Source organism: Demequina zhanjiangensis (genome assembly GCF_030418315.1).
GTDB lineage: Bacteria > Actinomycetota > Actinomycetes > Actinomycetales > Demequinaceae > Demequina > Demequina zhanjiangensis.
On record NZ_JAUHPV010000009.1, the window covers coordinates 57,358 to 75,700 of the forward strand.

The window sequence follows — 18,343 nt, forward strand, 5'->3', positions numbered from 1 at the left end:
GCGCGCTCGAACTTCTACCGTCCGAGGCATGGACACACAGGCAACCCGCACCGCCCGGGAGCTCGGCGGCACCTGGATCGCTCCGTTCGGCGTCGGCGCCATGCTGATGGGGACCAGCACCCCCGAAGGTGAGGCCCGCCGCATCCTGGACCACTTCGTGGGCGAGGTCGCACCACGATTCTCGGCGCCCGACGGCACGCCCGCCCGCGCCATGATCGACACCGCGGACTGCTACTGCTGGTGGGAGGCGCCGGGCACCGACGGAGGTCAGTCGGAGTCCTTGCTGGGCCGCTGGCTCGCGGAGACCGGCGCACGTGAGCGCGTCCACCTGGCCACGAAGGGCACGGCGCGGCTGCGCGAGTTCGACGGCGCGTTCCTCCCCGACGGCGATCCGGACTGGGCGTGGGCATACGACCACTTCGTCGGGGCCTCGCGCGAGGTGCTGATGACCTCCGTCGACGCGTCCCTGGAACGGCTCGGGACGGACCGGCTCGACCTGTACTACGTGCACGTCGACGACCGTTCCGTGCCTCTTGAGGAGAGCGTCGGCGCCTTGGCGGGCATGGTGGCCGACGGCAGGATCGGCGGCTACGCATGGTCCAACGCACCCGCGTGGCGGCTGGCGCTCGTGCAGGAGACGGCGCGCGCGCACGGGTGGCCCCTGCCGGCGACGATCCAGGAGGAGCACAGCTACCTGAGGCCGCGCGCCGGCCTGGAGAGGGTCGCCGTGATCGGCGCCGAGCACCTCGATCTCGCAAGAGCGAGCGCGATGCCGATCGTGGCGTACTCACCCGTGCTCAAGGGACTGTTCTCCGCGAAGGAGCGACGTGACCCGTCGTTCTGGGCGATGGCGAGCTATGCGGGACCGGACGCCGACGCGCGGCTCGCCACGATCGACGAGGTCGCCTCGCAGACGGGCGCGACCGGCAATCAGGTGGCGCTCGCCTGGCTCATGGCGCAGGAGTCGCCTCAGGTGGTGCCGCTGGTCGGTGCTCGTACGTGGGATCAGTACCTGGAGTGCGCTGAGGCGGTGGACGTGGTGCTGGACGCCGATCAGCTCGCGCTGCTGGACGCGGCGGGCGCCTGACGCTGAAGACCCTTCGCGTACCAGCGGTCGGCATGCGGCTCGCCGTTGAAGTCCGGCACCTGCAGGTAGCCGCGCGCCTCGTACATGCGGCAGGCGGGGCCGAGCGTCGAGTTCGTGTCGAGCCGGACCGTCGTCGCTCCGGACTCGCGGGCCCGTGCCTCGAGGGCGTCGAGGATCATCGCGCCCACGCCGAGGCCGCGCGCCGACGGTGCGACCCACATGCGCTTGAGGAAGGCCGGCTCACCCGGAGGCAGGGTGACACCGCCGCAGCCGATGGGCTGGCCGTGCAGGCGCACGGCGTAGAAGGCGCCTCGCGGCTCGGTGAGGTCCTCGACCCCCACGGCGACGGCCTTCGCAGGGTCGTAGCCGGCGTCGAACATCTCCTGCAGTTCTGCGTAGTACTGCTGGACGCACCAGACGGCCTCGGGAGAGGCGGGGTCGATCTCCTCGACGCTGATGTGAGGGCGCGTCAGGAGATGGGTGACGGTCCGTGCGGCCGCGTCGAGCGCACGCTGGTCGTCAGCGTCAAGACCGGACAGGAGCACCCCCGTCGCCTCGTCGCTGGCCTCGTCGAGGCGGGCGGCCTCGTCGTCGCCTGCCGCGGTGCGGCGCACCACGCGCGCGCGTGCGTCGACGGGACTGGGACCCACCTCGACGAGCCCCTCGGACTCGAGGGCGCGGAGCAGGCGTGAGGCATAGCCGGAGTCCAAGCCGAGCCGCGAGCGCAGCGCCGCGATCTCCACGTCACCCTCACCGATCTCCCACAGGAGTCGGGAGGCGGCGAAGGGACGGCCGCGGTCCAGGAAGTCGCCCTGGAGCGCTCCCACCTCGCGGGTGACGACGCGTTGGAACTGCCGGAAGGACTGGATGAGACGGGGATCCACATCCCTGACTTTAGTCAGGCACGCGGCGCGCGACAACGCCTCAGGGCAGCTGAGCGATGAGGTCGAGCTCCTCGGCCCGGCTCAGGCCCGCCTTGCGCGGCCTGTCCAGTCCGAGGCCCCGCTCCCAGGCCAGGGTGTCTCGCAGCGTGTCCTCGAGCGGTCGCCACTGCCCGCCTGTCTCTCGATACCTGTCCGAGGCGTGCGCGCCGACGGGCGGGAAAGGGCCCGGCGGCACCCACATGGGCAGAGACGTGGGCCCCGACCAGCTCGAGACACGGCGCATCGCGAGCCACGGCGTCGTCGCCTCGCGCACGTCACCCTCGTGACCGGCCGCCGCCCGCGCCGCCTCGACCATCTCGCGGAACGGCACCTGCTCGCCGACCGCGTTGACGGGGCCGCGCACGTCACTCTCGCCCGCATCGAGGATCCAGGCGGCGAGGTCGCGCACGTCGAGCGACTGCGTGGGCGCCCCGTCGCGGGGCACGAGCATCGGCCCGTCGCCCGCGAGCGCAGCGCGTGCCGGCCAGTAGCCGAACCTGTCGGTCGGATCCCCCGGGCCCACGATCAACCCTGGGCGCGCGATCAGCGCGTGCGCGCCGAGCTCCCTGGTGGTGAGGTCCTCGCAGGTCACCTTCGCCTGGGGGTAGTGCGCGATCGTCGCCTCAGTCTCGGGGTGGAGCGCCTCCATCCGCGGCGAGGCCTCGGTGTTGGGGCTGCGATCCGCTCCGTAGACGGACACCGACGAGACGTACGTCCAGTGGTCGGCGACTCCCCCGAGCGCCTCCACCGCCTCCTGCACGAAGCGGGGCTGCCAGCTCACCTCCACCACGGCGTCGTACCGACGGTCGGCGACCGGGGCGTACGCGCCGGGCTGCGCACGGTCAGCCTCCACCAGCCGCGCCCCCTCAGGGACGACGCCGGACTCGCCGCGCGCAAGGCAGGTCACCTCCCAGCCGCGCTTCACAGCCTGCCGAGCCACCTCCGAGCCCAGCCATGCCGTACCACCCAGGACAAGCAGCGATCTGGTCATACGCCCAGCCTAGTGACGGCCCTCGGCAGACGCCCGATATCCTTGACGGACGTCAGGAATCTGATGACCCACCCTCGCGTTGAGAACCATGGAATGAATCGCACCTTCAGCTCGCTCGGCATCTTCAACTACCGCCTGTGGTTCGCAGGCGCGCTGGTGTCGAACATCGGCACCTGGATGCAGCGCATCGCGCAGGACTGGGTGGTGCTCACCGACCTCACCGACGACTCGGGCTTCGCCGTCGGAGTCACCACCGCGCTCCAGTTCCTCCCGTTCCTCATCCTCGGCCCCTGGACCGGCGTCATCGCGGACAGGGTGGACCACCGCAAGCTGCTGATCGCCACGCAGGCCGCCGGCGCCGCGCTCGGAGTCGGACTCGGCGCGATCGTCCTCAGCGGCCACGCCCAGCTGTGGCACGTCTACGCGTTCGCGCTGGGGCTGGGCGTCGTCACCGCGTTCGACAACCCCGCGCGCATGGCCTTCGTGTCCGACCTGGTGCCACCCGCCAACCTCGCGAACGCGATCGGCCTCAACTCCGCCTCATTCAACGCCGCCCGCCTCATCGGACCCGGACTCGCGGGCCTGCTGATCGCGTGGATCGGCTCCGGCTGGGTGTTCGTCCTCAACGGCTTCACCTTCCTCGCCACCATCGTCGCCCTCCTGCTCATGCGAGGAGGCGAGCTCCAGAAGCAGCATCGGGTTCCCCGCCAGCCCGGTCAGGTGATCGAGGGGGTGCGCTACGTGCGCGGCCGGCCTGACATCATCGCGATCCTCGTGGTCGTCGGAGTGGTGGGAGCGCTCGGCCTCAACTTCCAGCTCACCGCCGCGATGATGGCGCGCGTCGAGTTCGGCCGCGGGCCCGAGGATTACGGGATCATCGGATCGATCCTCGCCATCGGGTCGCTCGGCGGCGCGCTGCTGGCCGCGCGCAGGCGCCGTCCCACGATGAAGCTCGTCGTCATCGCCGCCTTCGGGTTCGGCATCGCCAACGCGATCCTCGCGCTCACCCCCAGCTACTGGACGTTCGCGCTCGCCGGCATCCCCGTCGGCTTCGCCGCGCTCACGATGATCACTGCCGCCAACGCCACGGTGCAGACCACCACGGAGCCGTCCATGCGCGGCCGCGTCATGGCGCTCTACATGATGGTCTTCCTGGGCGGCACCCCCGTCGGGTCGCCCATCGTCGGCTGGATCGGTGAGGAGTACGGACCGCGCTGGGCGATCGGCATCGGGGCGATCGCCTCGATCCTGGTGGCCGCGGGAGTCGGCTGGTGGGCCGCAAGGCACTGGAACGTCGTGGTCGAGCTCCAGGCCCGTCGGCCCTTCCTCAAGCTCGGACGTGGGACCCGCGTCGCCGAGGAACCCATCCAGGACGTCCAGTCCACCCAGGCCTGACCGCCACCTCGCACAGGGGCGACCGCGCCGTCGGTCGTCACACGGATCCCGCCGCGCGTCGGAAGACCCCGGACACGACGACGGGGCCGCGCGTGCCTCTCGGCAGACGGGCCCCGTGACGTCGAGGGTGAGGCTGAGGGTCAGCGCTCCACGGTGTGGTCGACGCGGTGGTCGTCGCGGACGGCACGCTCGTCGCGGACCTCGCGGTGCGTCGTGTTCGCGCGCTGGGCGTTGACGATCAGCGAGATCGCGATCGCCGCCACACCCGCACCCATGCAGATCCAGCCGACGACGCCGAGGTTCACCGCGTCGACGGAGGCGTTCAGAGCGAAGGTCAGAATCGCGCCGACGACGATCAGGAAGATGCCCGAACCGATGGCCATGATGAGCTCCTTGCTCCCCGTGATGTAGGGGTCTCGGACAGCTCCTCAACCTCGTGAGCCGAGGGCTGCCGACCGCTCCTGCAGTCACCAAGGCCAACCGGCTGTCGCATCCCAAACATTCCGAGAATCGCCCCGAAAGGCGATCTACCTGGGTCTTTGCAAGCGCGAGTTCGGGGAGGGCGAGATCAGCCCGCCAGGACCGAACCGACCCACGGCTCGTCCGCGGTGACCGCGCACGCCCAGGCCCTGTCGCCCTCCGACCAGCTCGCCTCCGTGGGGAAGTAGACCTGGACCTGCATGTCCCACGCCGCCGGATCGAGCGTCTCCAGGAGCGCAGCATCGGTGCACGTCTCCGTGGCCTCCCGCTGCACCGCGTCGTCCCCGGGGTACGACGCGCCGTCGAGCGTGCCGACGGCGAAGTGCTGGCCGTCATGCGGGTCGGCACAGGCGACCGCGTCGGCGTCGGTCGGGACCGCGGCGGGATCGCCGCCAGGGAGCGCGAAGCACTCACCCACCCTCGCGTCGGCCGCGGTCGGCGCAGGCTGGCCCGCGTGCGCGGCCCACGTGGACACGAGCGGCCATGCGACCAGGCCCCAGATCGCCACCGCCGCCACACCGAGCACGACGACGGCAGGACGGGCGCGACGCGGCTGCTGCACGTCAGGCAGGTCCAGGACCTCGTTCACCGCTCCACCTCCACCGGGTGCCCCTCGCACCGTAGACCTCGAAGCGAGAAGTGTCCCACCGTTCGGATACCTGGTGTGACGAAGTCGCCGCAACGCCGCCGGGCATTCAGGACGACCCGGACATCGCGGACCTCCGACGGCGTCTCCCGACGCCCCGACACTGCACCAGAATGGACGCATGGACTCTGTGCTCACGCTCGACAACGACATCTGGCGCGTCGGACTCGCGCCCACGCTGGGCGGCTCGATCGCCTCGGGCGCGGTGCAGCTCGACGGCACCTGGGTGGACGTCATGCGCCCCACCCCGGCGGACGCGACGATCGCGGGCCAGACCGCGTCCTTCCCGCTCGTGCCGTGGTCCAACCGCATCAGCGGACCCGTGCTGCGCTGGAAGGGCAAGGAGCACCCGCTGCGCGCCACCGGCAGCGACGGCACCGCCATCCACGGCGTCGGCCTGAAGCACGAGTGGACCGTCGCCGAGGCAGACGCGACGCACGCCGTCCTCACCCTCGACTCCCGCGAGCTCGAGGACCCGAACTTCCCGTGGCCGTTCACGACCACGTTCACCTACACGCTCGACGGCGCGACGCTCGTGGTCACCATGGCTGTCACCAACGTGTCCGACGAGGAGTTCCCCGCCGGCCTGGGCCACCACCCGTACTTCGAGCGTCAGCTCACGGCCGACGGCGAGGCTCTCGGCGACGAGGCCGAGCTGCAGATCCGCTGCGGCGCCGGCTACGAGCTCGTCAACTGCCTCCCGACCGGAGGGCCCGGCCCGATCCGCGCTGAAGCCGACTACCGCGACCGCCGCCCGCTCGGCCACGCGCACGTGGACGACTGCCTCACCGACCGCGTCTCCCCCGCCGCCGCGACCATCATCTGGCCCGGCGCCCTGCGCCTGCGCATGGAGGCCGAGGCATCACTCAGCCACATCGTCGTCTACGTGCCCGAAGGCAAGCCTTTCTTCGCCGTCGAGCCCGTCAGCCACGCCAACGACGCGCTGCGCCTGGCTGCTGAGGGAGTGCCCGGCGTGGGCGTCCGCACTCTCGCACCTGGGGAGACGTTCACCACCGAGTGGTCCCTCACCGCGACGCCCGCGAAGACCGGAGCGCCGCTGACACACTGACGCGTGCCGCGCACCAGGAGGCTCACCCTCCCAGCGCGCATCTCCGCTCTTGCCGGGCACGAGGATCTCCCGATCCCCGGAAGGGCGTGCGACCAGCGGCCGGAACCCACTACGATGGGAGGGCCGTCACGGCGCTGCGGGTGTAGTTCAATGGTAGAACTTCAGCTTCCCAAGCTGATAGCGCGGGTTCGATTCCCGTCACCCGCTCCATGCAGAAGGCCCCTCCGAGGAGGGGCCTTCGTCGTGTTCGGAGCAGCCGCCTAGCGCGCCTCGAGCACGTCGATGACGAACACCAGCGTCGAGCCGGCGGGGATCGGGCCCATGGGGCGGAAGCCGTAGCCGGACTCCGGCGGGACCACGAGCAGCAGCTTCGAGCCGACCGGCTGGCCGACGACGCCGTCCACCCAGCCGTCGATCAGCGCGCCGTAGGCGATCGGGAACGTGATGGACTCGCCGCGGTCGAACGACGAGTCGAACTTGGCGCCGTCCCACAGCCAGCCGCTGTAGTGGACGGTGATGTGCTGGCCCTCGACGACCGCGGGGCCGTCGCCGGACTCAAGGACCTCGACGACGAGGCCCTCCGGCATCTCGGTTCCGGTGAAGTCGATGGACGGCGCGCCGGTGGCGTCGCGGGTGATGACGGGCAGGGTCATGGCAGCTCCTTCGGTCGCTGGTGTCTGGGCCAGCCTAGGCGGATTGCGCGCTGGCATTCGTTCGGTGCCGAGATCACTGGGTTATTCAGCACTCAACGACTGCTAGGGCGCCTGGCGGTGACGAGCGGGCGCCCGCGCCACCCCCCGCAGCGCGTTCCGCCATGATGGGCCTATGCCAGACGAGAGCGCGAACGCCATGAAGCATCGGCCCTGGACAGCGTCCCTTCTCGCGGTCCTGACCGGGCTCAGCGCACTGCTTGACCTCAGTCTCGGGGTGTTCGCACTCGTCGACCTCGCCGACGACGGCTCGCATCTGGTCGACGCTCCGGAGACGATCGCGATCTGGCTCGTCGCACTCGGACTGCTGGTGGTCGCGATCAATCTCTGGCGCGGGTCGAACGGGGCGCGCGTGATCCTGACCGTGCTCCTGGGCGCACGGGTGGTGACAACCCTCTACGAGGCGATCGAGGGTGGCGGCGACACGACGACCGCGGCACTCTCGGCCCTCGGCAGCGCGACGATGCTCGCCCTCGCGTGGGCGCCGCCGACGACGCGCTGGTTCCAGAGCGACCGCGAGCGCGCGATCGCGAAGGCCTTGGGCGCCGAGCGTCACACCGTGCGTCGGCGGGTCCTGCGGGGTGTCGAGCTCGGAGTCACCGCGGTCGTGGTGTCGTGGACCATCACCCTGACCCCAGGCGTGCAGTCGGATTCGTGGGCGGCAACGCTTGGCGCAGCCATCCTGCTCGCCCTGGCGTCATGGGCGCTCCAACCGGTGTGGCTGCAGGTCGCGAGCCGGTTCGGCTGGGCCGGGGCCGTCTCCGCCGTGCTGTTCAGCAACGCCTCGGTCGTGGCGATCGCCTTGTGGATCGCCCCTGGCGTCGACGTCGCGAACCTGTGGTGGGCGATCGTCGCGTCGTGGATCCTGGCGATCTTCATGACGGTCGTCTCGTGGCTCTTCTCGGCGGGCTCCTACGACTACCTGCTGGTGCACGCGACTCGCATGAGCATCCGCGAGGACAAGCCCCAGGCGGAGGACGGCCACGAGGGTGTGCTGTTCGTCCAGCTCGACGGTGTCTCGGCGCCGCTGCTGGAGCAGGAGCTGCGGGCAGGCAACGTGCCCACGATCTCCCGCTGGATCCGCAGCGGCTCACACACGTGGACCGAGTGGACGGCGGGCATCCCCTCGACGACTCCCGCCAGCCAGTCCGGGATCCTGCAGGGCTCGAACGACGGGATCCCGATGTTCCGCTGGTGGGACCGCACCGCGGGGCGGCTGCTCACGGCGAACAAGCCGGAGGACGCGGCGGTCATCGAGTCCCGCGCGTCGAACGGGCGAGGCCTCCTGGCCGACGGCGGCGTCTCGATCTCCAACCTGTTCTCCGGCGATGCGGAGCGGTCCTACCTGACCATCAGCGGATTCGGGGAAGGCGCCGGCGCGGTCGGATCCTCACGTTCCTACGCGGCCTTCTTCACTCACCCGGCGGGGCTTGCGCGAGCGCTGCCGCGCACCCTCGGGGAGATGGCGAAGGAGGTGTGGCAGGGCCGACGGCAGGTGTGGCGTGGCATTGAGCCGCGCGTGGACCGCGAGGCGGACTACGTGGCTCTGCGCGGCGTCACGAATGCGCTGCTGCGCGACCTGAATGTGGCGCTCGTGATCGACGCGATGATGGACGGCGCGAAGTCGATCTACGTGGACTTCGTGGACTACGACGAGATCGCGCATCACGCCGGCGTCACCCGGCCGGAGTCGCTCGCCTCGCTCTACGGGATCGACCAGGTCCTGCACACGTTCGAGCGCCTGATCTCTCTCGGCATCGCACCACGCGACTACAGCATCGTCCTCGTGTCGGACCACGGGCAGAGCCAGGGCCCGACCTTCGCGCAGAGGTATGGCACGTCGCTCGAGGAGATCGTCCGCGAGCACACCGGGGGTCGGGCGCTGCGCGTCCCTGCGCACGACGAGGAGTCCGGCGGCCTCGCACGCCTGCTCGTCGACGAGATGGCCAGGCAGGGTTCGGTGTCAGGTCGCCTGGCGGGCCGCGCACTGGGTCGTGACGCCACGGCCGACGCTGCGACCACCATGGACGCGGCTCCTCCGTCGGTCGACGCGGCGGGGCCAGAGATCGTGGTGGTCGGTTCCGGCAACCTGGGCGGTGTGTGGTTCTCGGAGTCGCCCGCGCGCGTCTCGCTGACCGAGCTCGAGACACGCTTCCCCGGCCTCGTGGAGGCGCTCGCCACCCATCCCGGCGTCGGTTTCATCGTCGTGCACGCCGCGACCGGACCCGTCGCTATCGGTCCGCGCGGGCTTCACCGGCTCACCACCGGCGAGGTCGAGGGCGAGGATCCGCTGGCCGATTTCGGCCCGCATGCCCGCGCCGACATGCTGCGCGCCGCCAGCTTCACCGACGCCCCTGACATCTACCTCAACTCCGCCCACGACCCGGTCCTCGACGAGGTCTACGCGTTCGAGGAGCTCGTCGGCTGCCATGGCGGCCTCGGCGGCTGGCAGACGCGTGCACTCCTGTTGCACCCGACGGGGTGGGAGGTCGACCCGGAGCTGACCGACGATCTGGGCCAGCTCCACGGCGCGGAGACTCTTCACCGACAGCTCGTGGCGTGGCTCGAGCAGCGTGGGCATCGGACCTCGCTCCGGGACGCAGCCGACGCGTCGGACGCCTCCGAGGGCTGACCAGCGAGGCTCGGCAGGCACCACGCAGCGCCGCCACAGACGACGACGCCCGCCCTCGGCCTCAGGACCAGGGGCGGGCGTCGCGCTGTCCGCTCAGACGGGAAGCCGGTCGAACTTGTACAGGAACGCCGCCATCTGACCGCGCGTCACCTGGTCGGAGGGACCGAAGAGTCCGCTGCCGTAGCCGTTGGTGATGCCGGACTCTGCCAGCCACTCGATGTGCTTGAAGAAGGTGTGCGACCTCGGCACGTCCGGGAACGACGCACTCGACGGCGGCGAGTACGAGGGCGAGCCGGCCATCTTGTACAGGAACGCCGCCATCTGACCGCGCGTCACCTCGGAGTTCGGCGCGAAGCGCGTGCCGTCGCCCACACCCGACGTGATGCCCTCGTTCGCGAGCCACGTGATGTGCTTGTAGAACACGTTCGACGTGGACACGTCGGTGAAGGGAGACTTCGCCGGCGGCGTCCATGCCGGCGAGCCGGCCATCTTGTACAGGAACGCCGCCATCTGACCGCGGGTCACCGGGTCGGTCGGACCGAAGCTTCCGTTCGCGTAGCCCGAGGTGATGCCCTCGTTCGCGAGCCAGCTGATGTGCGTGTAGAAGACGCTCGACTTCGGCACGTCAGGGAACACGACGCTCGGCGGCTGCACGACGGGAGGCTCCACCACCGGCGGCTCCACCGTCTCCTCCTCAGGGTCGAGCACCGCGTCGATCCCGGTGGCGTCACCTGCGGTCACATCGACGGGCGTCGCCGAGCCCGCTGACGTGGCTCCGTCGTAGTACGAGAAGACCAGGCTTGCCGGGGGCAGCCCATCCCACCCGCACTCGCACCCATAGGGGTCGTAGAACGAGACGGTGTACGTACCGGGCGCGAGGCCCGTGATCTCGTACTCGCCGGTGATCGGATCGACGTCGTAGTCGCACCACTCGGCGTCGACGGCGCCGACCGCGCACACGATCAGGCTGCCGGCACGCATCTCCTCGACGCCGTCGGGCAGATCGATCGTGCCGGAGATCGTGCGGCCGTAGCCGAGGAGCGCGTCGATCCCGGTCGCCGATTCCGCCGACACGTCCACGGGCGTCGCCTCCTCCGAGAAGTACGTGTCGCCGTAGTACTCGGGGACCAGGTTCGGCTGGACGGACCGGCCCGCCTCGTCGTCCCAGTAGCTCGAGACCACGAACCGCACGTCGTAGGCGGCGGCCGCGAGTCCATCGATCTCGTATGCCCCGGTGTCGGCCGACACGTCCCAGGTGCACGCTTCGAGGACGCCGTCCAGGTAGGCGCACACGCCGAGGCTCTCGAACCACCGCGCGGGAGCGTCCTCGGGGATCGCTACCGTGCCGGAGATGGTCGTGCCGTAGGCGAGCGTCGCATCGACGCCAGCGGCGGAACCGGACGTGAGGTCGAGCACGGTCGCGTCGTCGCGCGACTGCACATCGTCGTAGTACTCCCCCGCAAGGTTCGGGAAGACCTCGTCGTCGATGTCGCCATCCCAGTAGGAGCCGACGTTGAACTCCACGATGTAGTGGCCAGCGGGCAGCTGCGAGAGCACGTACTCGCCCGACCCGTTGACCGTGTACGTGCAGTCGGGCCAGCTCTCGACAGCGTCAGCGTCGTAGGAGCAGACGGACACCGCGTCGAGCCACTCGACCGGCGCGCCATCGGGCAGCGTCACCGAACCGGAGATCGTCTGGCCGCGCTCAAGCGTCGCGTCGATGCCCGTAGCCGGGCCCGACGTGACATCCACCACGGTCGCCGCGTCCCATGTGGCGACGTCGTCGAAGTACTTGTGGACGAGGTTGGGCACGATCCAGTCGCCCTCCTCATCGTCCCAGTACTCCCCCGCCGAGAACGAGACCTTGTAGGTGCCCGGCTGCAGGCCCGTGATCTCGTAGGCGCCCGTCACCGGGTCCACGCCGTAGGCGCAGCCCCAGTCGTCGCCGTCGGCGCACACCTGGACCGCCTCGGCCCACGCCGCTGGCGCGTCCTCGGGGAGGGTGACCTGACCGGAGACGGTCGTGCCGTAGGCGAGCGTCGCGTCGATCCCGGAGACATCCGCTGCCGCGACCTCGACCATCGTCGCGTCGTCATAGAACACGGCATCGACGTAGTACTCACCCAGCAGGTTCGGCTTCAGGTAGTCCCCTGCGGCCTCGTCCCAGTACTCACCGATCCAGAAGCCCACCGCGTAGTCGCCGGGCACCAGTCCCTTGATCTCGTACGCGCCGGTCAGCGGATCCACGCCGTCGCTGCATTCGTAGGTCGCGCCGTCGGCGCACACCTCGACCGCATCGAACCAGGCGGCGGGAGCGTCCTCGGGCAGCGTCACAGTGCCCGAGATCGACTTGCCGAGGTCGAGCACCGCGGAGATGCCCGTCGCGTCCCCCGCCGTAGTGTCGACCATCGTCGCGTCGTCAGGGTTCACCGCGTCATCGAAGTACTCGGGGATGAGGTTCGGGCGCACGTCCTCGTCGCTCGACTCGTCCCAGTACCAGCCGACGTGGAACTCGACCGTGTACTCGCCGGCGGGGAGTCCGGATATCGAGTAGTCACCCGTGACCCTGTCGAACGTGCTCTCGCACCGGTGCACGTCGCCCGACGTCGCGCAGACTCCCAACGCGTCGAGCCACACGGCGGGCGCGCCCTCCGGAAGCTCGACGGTGCCGGAGATCGACGTGCCGCCCACGAGCGTCGCGTCGATCCCGCCCGCGTCACCCGACGTGAGGTCCACCCGCGTCGCATCGCTCCACGACAGGGCATCGTCGTAGTACTCCGGGACGAGGTTGGGCGTGACCCACTCCCCCGCCTCGTCGTCCCAGTAGTCGCCCACCAGGAACTCGACGACGTAGAAGCCCCCCGCAAGGCGATCGATCTGATACTCGCCGGTCTCACGGTCCACGTAGTCGGCACAGTTGCTGTCGTCCTCGTGGTACGCGCACACGGTGAGCGCGTCGAACCAGTCGGGAGTCGCCTCAGCGGGCAGCGTCACGGTGCCCGAGATGGCCAGGCCCGCGCTCAGCTGCGCGTCGATCCCGCTCGCATCGGCGGTGCTCACGTCCACGGGCGTCGCGTCATCCCACGAGCGCGCGTCGTCGTAGTACTCGGACACGAGGTTCGGTTGGACGAACCGCCCCTCCGCGTCGTCCCAGTAGCTGTACACGTCGAACGAGACCTCGTACTCGCCAGCCGCGAGCCCCGAGATCTCATAGTCCCCGGTCACCGGATCCACGCTCACGCACTCGCCGCCCGCGCACACCGAGACAGCGTCGAGCCACGCGCTCGGAGCTCCGTCAGGCAACGTCACCGTGCCCGCGATGGCGCGGCCGTACTCGAGAGCGGCGTCGATGCCGGTGACGTCACCGGCGCTGGTGTCGACCGTCGTGCCCTCCCACGACTCCGCGACGTCGTCGTAGTACTCGGAGACGAGGTTCGGGTAGACGAAGTCCCCAGCGGCGTCGTCCCAGTAGCCGTCCACCTCGAACCGCACCCAGTACTCGCCCGCCGGAAGGCCCACGATCTCGTATGCCCCGGTGGCCGGGTCGATGGTGTGGTCGCATGCACCGTCGACCCCGGACTCCGCACACACCTGGATCGCATCCCACCACTCGGCAGGCGCGTCCTCAGGGATGGACACCGTTCCGGAGATGGCCGTGCCGGACTCCAGCGCCGCGTCGACTCCGGAGACGTCAGTGGAGGTGATCTCCACGAGCGTGGCCGAGCCCCACGATCGGGTGTCGTCGTAGTACTCGGACATGAGGTTCGCGTGGACGTAGGCGTGCTCGGACTCGTCCCAGTAGTCGCCGACGGAGAACTGGACCCGATACTCGCCTGCAGGGAGCCCGTAGATCGCGTAGTGACCGGTCTCCGGGTCGACGTCGAACGCGCAGTTGTAGGCGTCGTTGCTCTCCGCGCACACCTGAATCGCGCCGAACCAGGCGGCGGGAGCCCCCTCGGGAAGGGTCACCGCCCCCGACAGGATGTGCGTCTCCTCAGCGCTCGCCTTCGTACCGAGCAGCACCGTCCCCATCGTGGCCAGCAGAAGGAGCAGCGCAGCTCCGATGGCCGCGAAAAATGGCATGCGAAAACGGCTCGCAGAAATCATTGAAATCCCCTCATCACACAAGTCACGACGCCTCGTGAAAGGCGCCGATCCCAGAATCCCCTCATGCCCCCGGGATGGACCCTACCAGCGCATTTCCCGCACCGACAGATCTCGCGTGCCCCCATTTCTGGTGGCACTCAAAACGGACAAAAGGAAAGGTGATGAAGAGGGCAAGGCTCGCTGAACCTGCCATTTTCCAGGGGTGACAGGTCAACAGCGCAGGTATTTCGCGGGACGCTCAACATGTTCAAGGCCTCGCCGAATTTCCCGACTGGAAACCCCGGAGGAAATCAGGGAACAAAGATGAACAATGAATTGCGAGGATCTCGCGACGACACCGAGTGCTATTTCCTCTCGGCATCCTCGGTCGGCTGAGCCGTGCTCCCGATCCGGCGCGAGCCCGCCCAGGCAACGATGGCGACCCCCACCACGATGAGCACGTCGCCCACCGAGAAGGTGTTGGCGAGCGGAAGCGGCTCGGGCCAAGCGAAGACGTCCCCGAGCCATGGGAGCACCGCGTCGTCGAGCACGCCCGAGTTGACGACCTGGCCCTCGTCGACGATGCCGGCGGCCTCCTGAGCCCACGCGCTCGCTGGCAGGACGCCGCCGTTGAGCGCGATCGTCACACCGTTGGACAGCGCGCCGGCCGCGACGACGAGAGTGCCGCGGACCGCCCGGTTGACCCACAGGAAGCCGATCGCGGCCACATAGGTGAGGATGTGCAGGACCGGCGCGAGACGCTCGGCGAACCCGAGCGAGAACAGCCCGATCTGCAGGAGCAGCGATACCCAGATGAGCCAGGCCCAGCGCCACCGATGCAGGATCAGCTCTGCGGGCCATCGCCCTGCGAACAGCGGGGAGAGCACCGCCAGCGCGGCTCCGACGAGCACCAGCATCGTCAGCAGTCCCGCAGCGACGAGCCCGAGGCGGACCGCTCACTGATCAACCGCTCGCTGATCTGAGCGGCGGACACGGGCCCGCTGAAGTGGTACCCCTGGCCGATCAGCGAGTCGAAGCCCGCGAGCACCTTCACGGTCCTCTCGTCCTCGATTCCCTCGGCCACCACGCGCACGCCGAGCGCGAGCGCAAGCTCGATGGTGGAGTTGACGATGATCAGGTCATGGGGATCGTCGTGGATGTTCATCACGAACGACCGGTCCACCTTCAGCTCGTCGATCTCGAGCCGGCGAAGGTAGCTGAGCGATGCGTTGCCGGTGCCATAGTCGTCGATGGCGACCTCCACCCCGATCGCACGGAGCGCCCTGATCACCACGTCCGCGCGCACGGCATCCGAGAGGATGCCCGTCTCCGTCACCTCCAGGACGAGGCGTGACGGCGGCACAGCATGCGCGTCGAGCGCGTTCGAGACCTGCTGCGGCAACGACAGGTCGGAGAGGTGACGCGCGGAGAGGTTGACCGCCATGCGCAGGTCGTACCCGTCGGCGTGCCACTGCGCGAGCTGCGCGAGCGCCTGATCGAGCACGTATGTCGTCAAGGGCAGGATCAGGCCGGAGTTCTCGGCGAGCGGGACGAAGTGGTCAGGACCGATCGGTCCGCGTCCCACGTGGTTCCACCGTACGAGCGCCTCGACCGCGACGGTCCGGCCCGAGCGCATGTCCACCTGGGGCTGGTAGACCACGTGCAGCTGGTCGTCCTCGAGCGCGGCACGCAGATCGGCGAGCAGCTGCAGCCTCTCGACCGAGTTGACGTCGTACTTCCGATCGAAGGTGCTGATCCTGTCGCGCTCGCGCTTCGCGTGGTAGAGCGCGATGTCGGCGTTCTTCATCAGAGTCTCGGCGTCGTCGCCATGGGCGGGCGCGACCGCGACACCGGCGCTCGCGCGCACGAGGAGCTCGAGCCCCTCCACCACCACGGGCGCGTCGAGCGAGGCGAGCAGCCCGTTCGCGGTGCGCTGAGCGTCCCGGATGTCGCCCTCGACCACCACGGCGAACTCGTCGCCGCCGAGCCTGTGCACCTCCGCGGGCGGGGCCGCTGCGACGAGTCGCTGCGCGACGTCGCGCAGGATGGTGTCTCCGACCGAGTGTCCAAGGGTGTCGTTGAAGTCCTTGAAGTGGTCGAGGTCGATGAGCACGAGCGCCGGACCGCCGGCGCCCGACCCCGGCGCTCGCTCGAAGGCCATCTCGAGCACGTTCTCCATCTGCGCACGGTTGCCGAGCCCGGTCAGCGAGTCGCTCATGGCCTCGCGCGCGTGGCGCGCGGCAGCCGCAGCGAAGAGGTGAGCTGCGATCACAGGTGGAGCCAGGAGGGCGAGCGCGAGGATGCCGTCGTCTGCCACGAGCGCTGCGATACCGCCGATGGGCAGCAGGACCATGTTGGTGGTGAGGATGTTCGCGGCGTCCGCCCCGAGGATGGCGAGGGGCGAGCGGCCAGTCGCGACGGCGACGACGGTGGCCACGAGCAGCCAGTTGACGGCGACCATGACCATGCCCGCGACGAGGAGCGGGAGGATGTGCGAGGTTCCGACCGTCGGGTGCCCCTCGAGAACGGGGACTCCTGCGATCATGCCGTAGACGACGCTCGCGACAGCGACGCTGAGGACGTACTGCGCGGTGTTGAAAAGCGACTTCTTGAGGTCTCGCCGGTTGACGAGATCATCGGTGACGCTCGCCGCGGCCTGCGCGAGGATGGCGATGCCGCCGCCGCCGACGGCGATGAGGGCGAGCACGAACGGCGTCGACATCGAGAGGTTCTGCGTCTGGCCGCGACCGACCGGGGTGTGGATCGGCTTGACCTCACCGATGATCGCCGCGATGGCGAGGATGGCGACCGGCCAGAAGGCGGCTCCGTCGAGTTCGGACCAGGGCGTCCGGACGAGCGCGAAGATCAGGGTCGCGAGACCGAGGGTCCAGATCGCGACGAGGTAGAGCGTGAGCCGTCGGGGGGACGGTGAAGCTGAGGTTTCTCCGTCCCCCTCCGACGAGTGGGAATCAGCCCCACTTCAGCCCAGCGCCGACGGTCGCGGCGACGGCGACCACGGTGGCCGTGCTCGCGGCGACGCGCACGACGGTGCTGTTCTGGAAGATGCTCCACTTGTTCATCGGATTCTCCTTCTGTCGGGAGCGACGACGAAGCGCCGGAACCCTGGTGGTGGGACCACCGTTCCGGTGCCGGAGCCTGCGCCATCGTCTCCGTGTTGCACGGCCGCCGGACTGCGGCCGTGCCTCATTTTTACGTATTCGGCGTTATCAGGCCAGAGACTGTGGCGAATCTGGCCTGGTGAACGGGGAACCCTGGACATTTCAGGCGTCTGAGCCGCATGCGCCGGTCTGGAAACCCGTGCTTCCGACGTACGAGACCACCTCGTCGTCGCCTCCGTCGTAGGAGAGCTCGACGCACCAGTCGATGCGCGAGTCCGCGATCAGGGTGGCCTGCCGCTCGCCGTCGAGCTGGGCGTCGACGGTGGCGTCGCCCACGGAGTAGGACCCGTCCTCCACGCCCACCTCAGGCGGGGCCAAGTCCGTCTCGAAGTGGGCGGCGACGGCGTTGCCGACCGCGGTGACGTCGGCCTGGGCCCGTGCGTCCGCGAGACCGCTGCTCTGCGAGGGCTGGATGACGGTGAGGTAGAGCGCGACTCCGGCGATGCTCGCGATGAGGCCGAGATAGCCGAGGATCGTGCCTGCGAGCCCGAGCGTGCGGGTGGCCCGAGGGTCGTCTGCGGATCGGCGGAGCGACAGGTGTCCGAGGACGATCGCGACGGGCGAGAGCAGCAGGATCCCCGTGATGACGGCCGCGAGGCCGAGGCCGTCCCTGGGCTGCCGGGGGTCGGCGTCCTGGTCGTCCATCTGTCCTCCTCGGCGTCGGCTGCACCCAGGCTAGTGCAGCCGCGGGGAGGTGTTGTGGAGTGTCCGGCGTGTCACACGAAGCGGCGCGGGGAGCTCGCTCTACCTTGGGTCTCAGGCCGCCTTCGGGGCGGTCCACGCAAGGCGAAGGCCCCCCGAAATTGGCGTTCGGGGGGCCTTGCCATGGCGTCGAGTTCTCGGCGCACGGCTCATGCCGATGCGCCGACGGCCGCGATTGACGATGCGGCTTCACCCTCCTGTCCCGAGGGTGACCTCTCGGCCGATGCCCGGGGTCCGTGTCCCCCTGCGCCGTCACCCGCAGTCCTTGGCCGACCCGCGCAGTCGCGAGCCGGCGTCGTGCCGGTTCCACGTTGTCCCAAGGCATCCGATCCAGGGTCCACCCGTCGATCCCGCGTCCCGTGCGTCCGTCCCGGCCGCGCGGCAACCTCCCGTTCCCGCGCGGCGCCGTGGCACCCCGGGGGCCCGAGTGACCCGGCGGCTTC

The 18,343-nt window shown here is 69.7% G+C and carries 13 protein-coding genes and 1 tRNA gene; 5 read left to right on the forward strand and 9 right to left on the reverse strand.

Going from position 1 to position 18,343, the window contains the following annotated elements:
• Nucleotides 1-28: 28 nt before the first annotated feature.
• Nucleotides 29-1,087: an aldo/keto reductase gene (locus QQX04_RS13245; RefSeq protein WP_301129972.1), complete on the forward strand. Its 1,059-nt coding sequence runs from the start codon at nt 29-31 to the stop codon at nt 1,085-1,087.
• Here QQX04_RS13245 and QQX04_RS13250 read toward each other — a convergent pair.
• Both QQX04_RS13250 and QQX04_RS13255 read right to left on the reverse strand, forming a co-directional pair.
• Nucleotides 1,054-1,971, reverse strand: coding sequence for a bifunctional helix-turn-helix transcriptional regulator/GNAT family N-acetyltransferase (locus QQX04_RS13250; protein WP_301129974.1), 918 nt, complete (start codon nt 1,969-1,971; stop codon nt 1,054-1,056). The genes QQX04_RS13245 and QQX04_RS13250 overlap by 34 nt on opposite strands.
• A 40-nt stretch (nt 1,972-2,011) precedes the next feature.
• On the reverse strand, nt 2,012-3,001 hold the full coding sequence (locus QQX04_RS13255; protein WP_301129976.1) for an NAD-dependent epimerase/dehydratase family protein: 990 nt from the start codon (nt 2,999-3,001) through the stop codon (nt 2,012-2,014).
• A gap of 93 nt (nt 3,002-3,094) precedes the next feature.
• On the opposite strand from QQX04_RS13255, the gene QQX04_RS13260 reads away from it, so the two are divergent.
• Complete coding sequence (locus tag QQX04_RS13260; protein ID WP_301129978.1) at nt 3,095-4,396, forward strand: MFS transporter; 1,302 nt, start codon at nt 3,095-3,097, stop codon at nt 4,394-4,396.
• Between the two features lie 140 nt (nt 4,397-4,536).
• Here QQX04_RS13260 and QQX04_RS13265 read toward each other — a convergent pair whose 3' ends face one another.
• Both QQX04_RS13265 and QQX04_RS13270 read right to left on the reverse strand, forming a co-directional pair.
• On the reverse strand, nt 4,537-4,779 hold the full coding sequence (locus QQX04_RS13265) for a DUF6458 family protein (RefSeq protein WP_301129980.1): 243 nt from the start codon (nt 4,777-4,779) through the stop codon (nt 4,537-4,539).
• A gap of 185 nt (nt 4,780-4,964) precedes the next feature.
• Entirely contained in the window at nt 4,965-5,465 is a 501-nt protein-coding gene (locus tag QQX04_RS13270; RefSeq protein WP_301129982.1) for a septum formation family protein, read from the reverse strand.
• A gap of 178 nt (nt 5,466-5,643) precedes the next feature.
• Here QQX04_RS13270 and QQX04_RS13275 point away from each other — a divergent pair, with 178 nt between their 5' ends.
• Nucleotides 5,644-6,591: an aldose 1-epimerase gene (locus tag QQX04_RS13275; protein ID WP_301129984.1), complete on the forward strand. Its 948-nt coding sequence runs from the start codon at nt 5,644-5,646 to the stop codon at nt 6,589-6,591.
• A 136-nt stretch (nt 6,592-6,727) separates the two neighbouring features.
• A tRNA-Gly gene (locus QQX04_RS13280) sits at nt 6,728-6,801 on the forward strand.
• Between the two features lie 50 nt (nt 6,802-6,851).
• Here QQX04_RS13280 and QQX04_RS13285 read toward each other — a convergent pair.
• The gene (locus QQX04_RS13285; RefSeq protein ID WP_301129985.1) at nt 6,852-7,244 is read right to left on the reverse strand and encodes an FKBP-type peptidyl-prolyl cis-trans isomerase; all 393 of its coding nucleotides are present in this window, start codon (nt 7,242-7,244) and stop codon (nt 6,852-6,854) included.
• Nucleotides 7,245-7,416: 172 nt separating this feature from the next.
• Between QQX04_RS13285 and QQX04_RS13290 the strand changes: the two genes are divergently transcribed.
• Entirely contained in the window at nt 7,417-9,933 is a 2,517-nt protein-coding gene (locus tag QQX04_RS13290; protein WP_301129987.1) for an alkaline phosphatase family protein, read from the forward strand.
• Nucleotides 9,934-10,026: 93 nt separating this feature from the next.
• Here QQX04_RS13290 and QQX04_RS13295 read toward each other — a convergent pair whose 3' ends face one another.
• From QQX04_RS13295 to QQX04_RS13310, 4 genes are all read right to left on the reverse strand, one after another.
• Nucleotides 10,027-14,016 carry an S-layer homology domain-containing protein gene (locus QQX04_RS13295; protein ID WP_301129989.1) on the reverse strand — a complete coding sequence of 1,330 codons (3,990 nt, stop codon included), beginning with the start codon at nt 14,014-14,016 and terminating at the stop codon, nt 10,027-10,029.
• 368 nt (nt 14,017-14,384) lie between these two features.
• On the reverse strand, nt 14,385-14,936 hold the full coding sequence (locus tag QQX04_RS13300) for a DUF5317 domain-containing protein (protein WP_301129990.1): 552 nt from the start codon (nt 14,934-14,936) through the stop codon (nt 14,385-14,387).
• Nucleotides 14,937-14,938: 2 nt separating this feature from the next.
• On the reverse strand, nt 14,939-16,741 hold the full coding sequence (locus tag QQX04_RS13305) for a putative bifunctional diguanylate cyclase/phosphodiesterase (protein ID WP_301129992.1): 1,803 nt from the start codon (nt 16,739-16,741) through the stop codon (nt 14,939-14,941).
• A 559-nt stretch (nt 16,742-17,300) separates the two neighbouring features.
• Nucleotides 17,301-17,843: a DUF4190 domain-containing protein gene (locus tag QQX04_RS13310; RefSeq protein WP_301129994.1), complete on the reverse strand. Its 543-nt coding sequence runs from the start codon at nt 17,841-17,843 to the stop codon at nt 17,301-17,303.
• Nucleotides 17,844-18,343 lie beyond the last annotated feature (500 nt).

Bases quoted from the DNA above. Each gene is read 5' to 3' on its own strand.
- QQX04_RS13295 (WP_301129989.1), bottom strand. From the start codon at position 14,016: ATGCCATTTTTCGCGGCCATCGGAGCTGCGCTGCTCCTTCTGCTGGCC.
- QQX04_RS13290 (WP_301129987.1), top strand. From the start codon at position 7,417: ATGCCAGACGAGAGCGCGAACGCCATGAAGCATCGGCCCTGGACAGCG.
- QQX04_RS13255 (WP_301129976.1), bottom strand. From the start codon at position 3,001: ATGACCAGATCGCTGCTTGTCCTGGGTGGTACGGCATGGCTGGGCTCG.
- QQX04_RS13300 (WP_301129990.1), bottom strand. From the start codon at position 14,936: ATGCTGGTGCTCGTCGGAGCCGCGCTGGCGGTGCTCTCCCCGCTGTTC.
- QQX04_RS13305 (WP_301129992.1), bottom strand. From the start codon at position 16,741: ATGTCGACGCCGTTCGTGCTCGCCCTCATCGCCGTCGGCGGCGGCGGC.
- QQX04_RS13275 (WP_301129984.1), top strand. From the start codon at position 5,644: ATGGACTCTGTGCTCACGCTCGACAACGACATCTGGCGCGTCGGACTC.
- QQX04_RS13245 (WP_301129972.1), top strand. From the start codon at position 29: ATGGACACACAGGCAACCCGCACCGCCCGGGAGCTCGGCGGCACCTGG.
- QQX04_RS13310 (WP_301129994.1), bottom strand. From the start codon at position 17,843: ATGGACGACCAGGACGCCGACCCCCGGCAGCCCAGGGACGGCCTCGGC.
- QQX04_RS13285 (WP_301129985.1), bottom strand. From the start codon at position 7,244: ATGACCCTGCCCGTCATCACCCGCGACGCCACCGGCGCGCCGTCCATC.
- QQX04_RS13260 (WP_301129978.1), top strand. From the start codon at position 3,095: ATGAATCGCACCTTCAGCTCGCTCGGCATCTTCAACTACCGCCTGTGG.
- QQX04_RS13265 (WP_301129980.1), bottom strand. From the start codon at position 4,779: ATGGCCATCGGTTCGGGCATCTTCCTGATCGTCGTCGGCGCGATTCTG.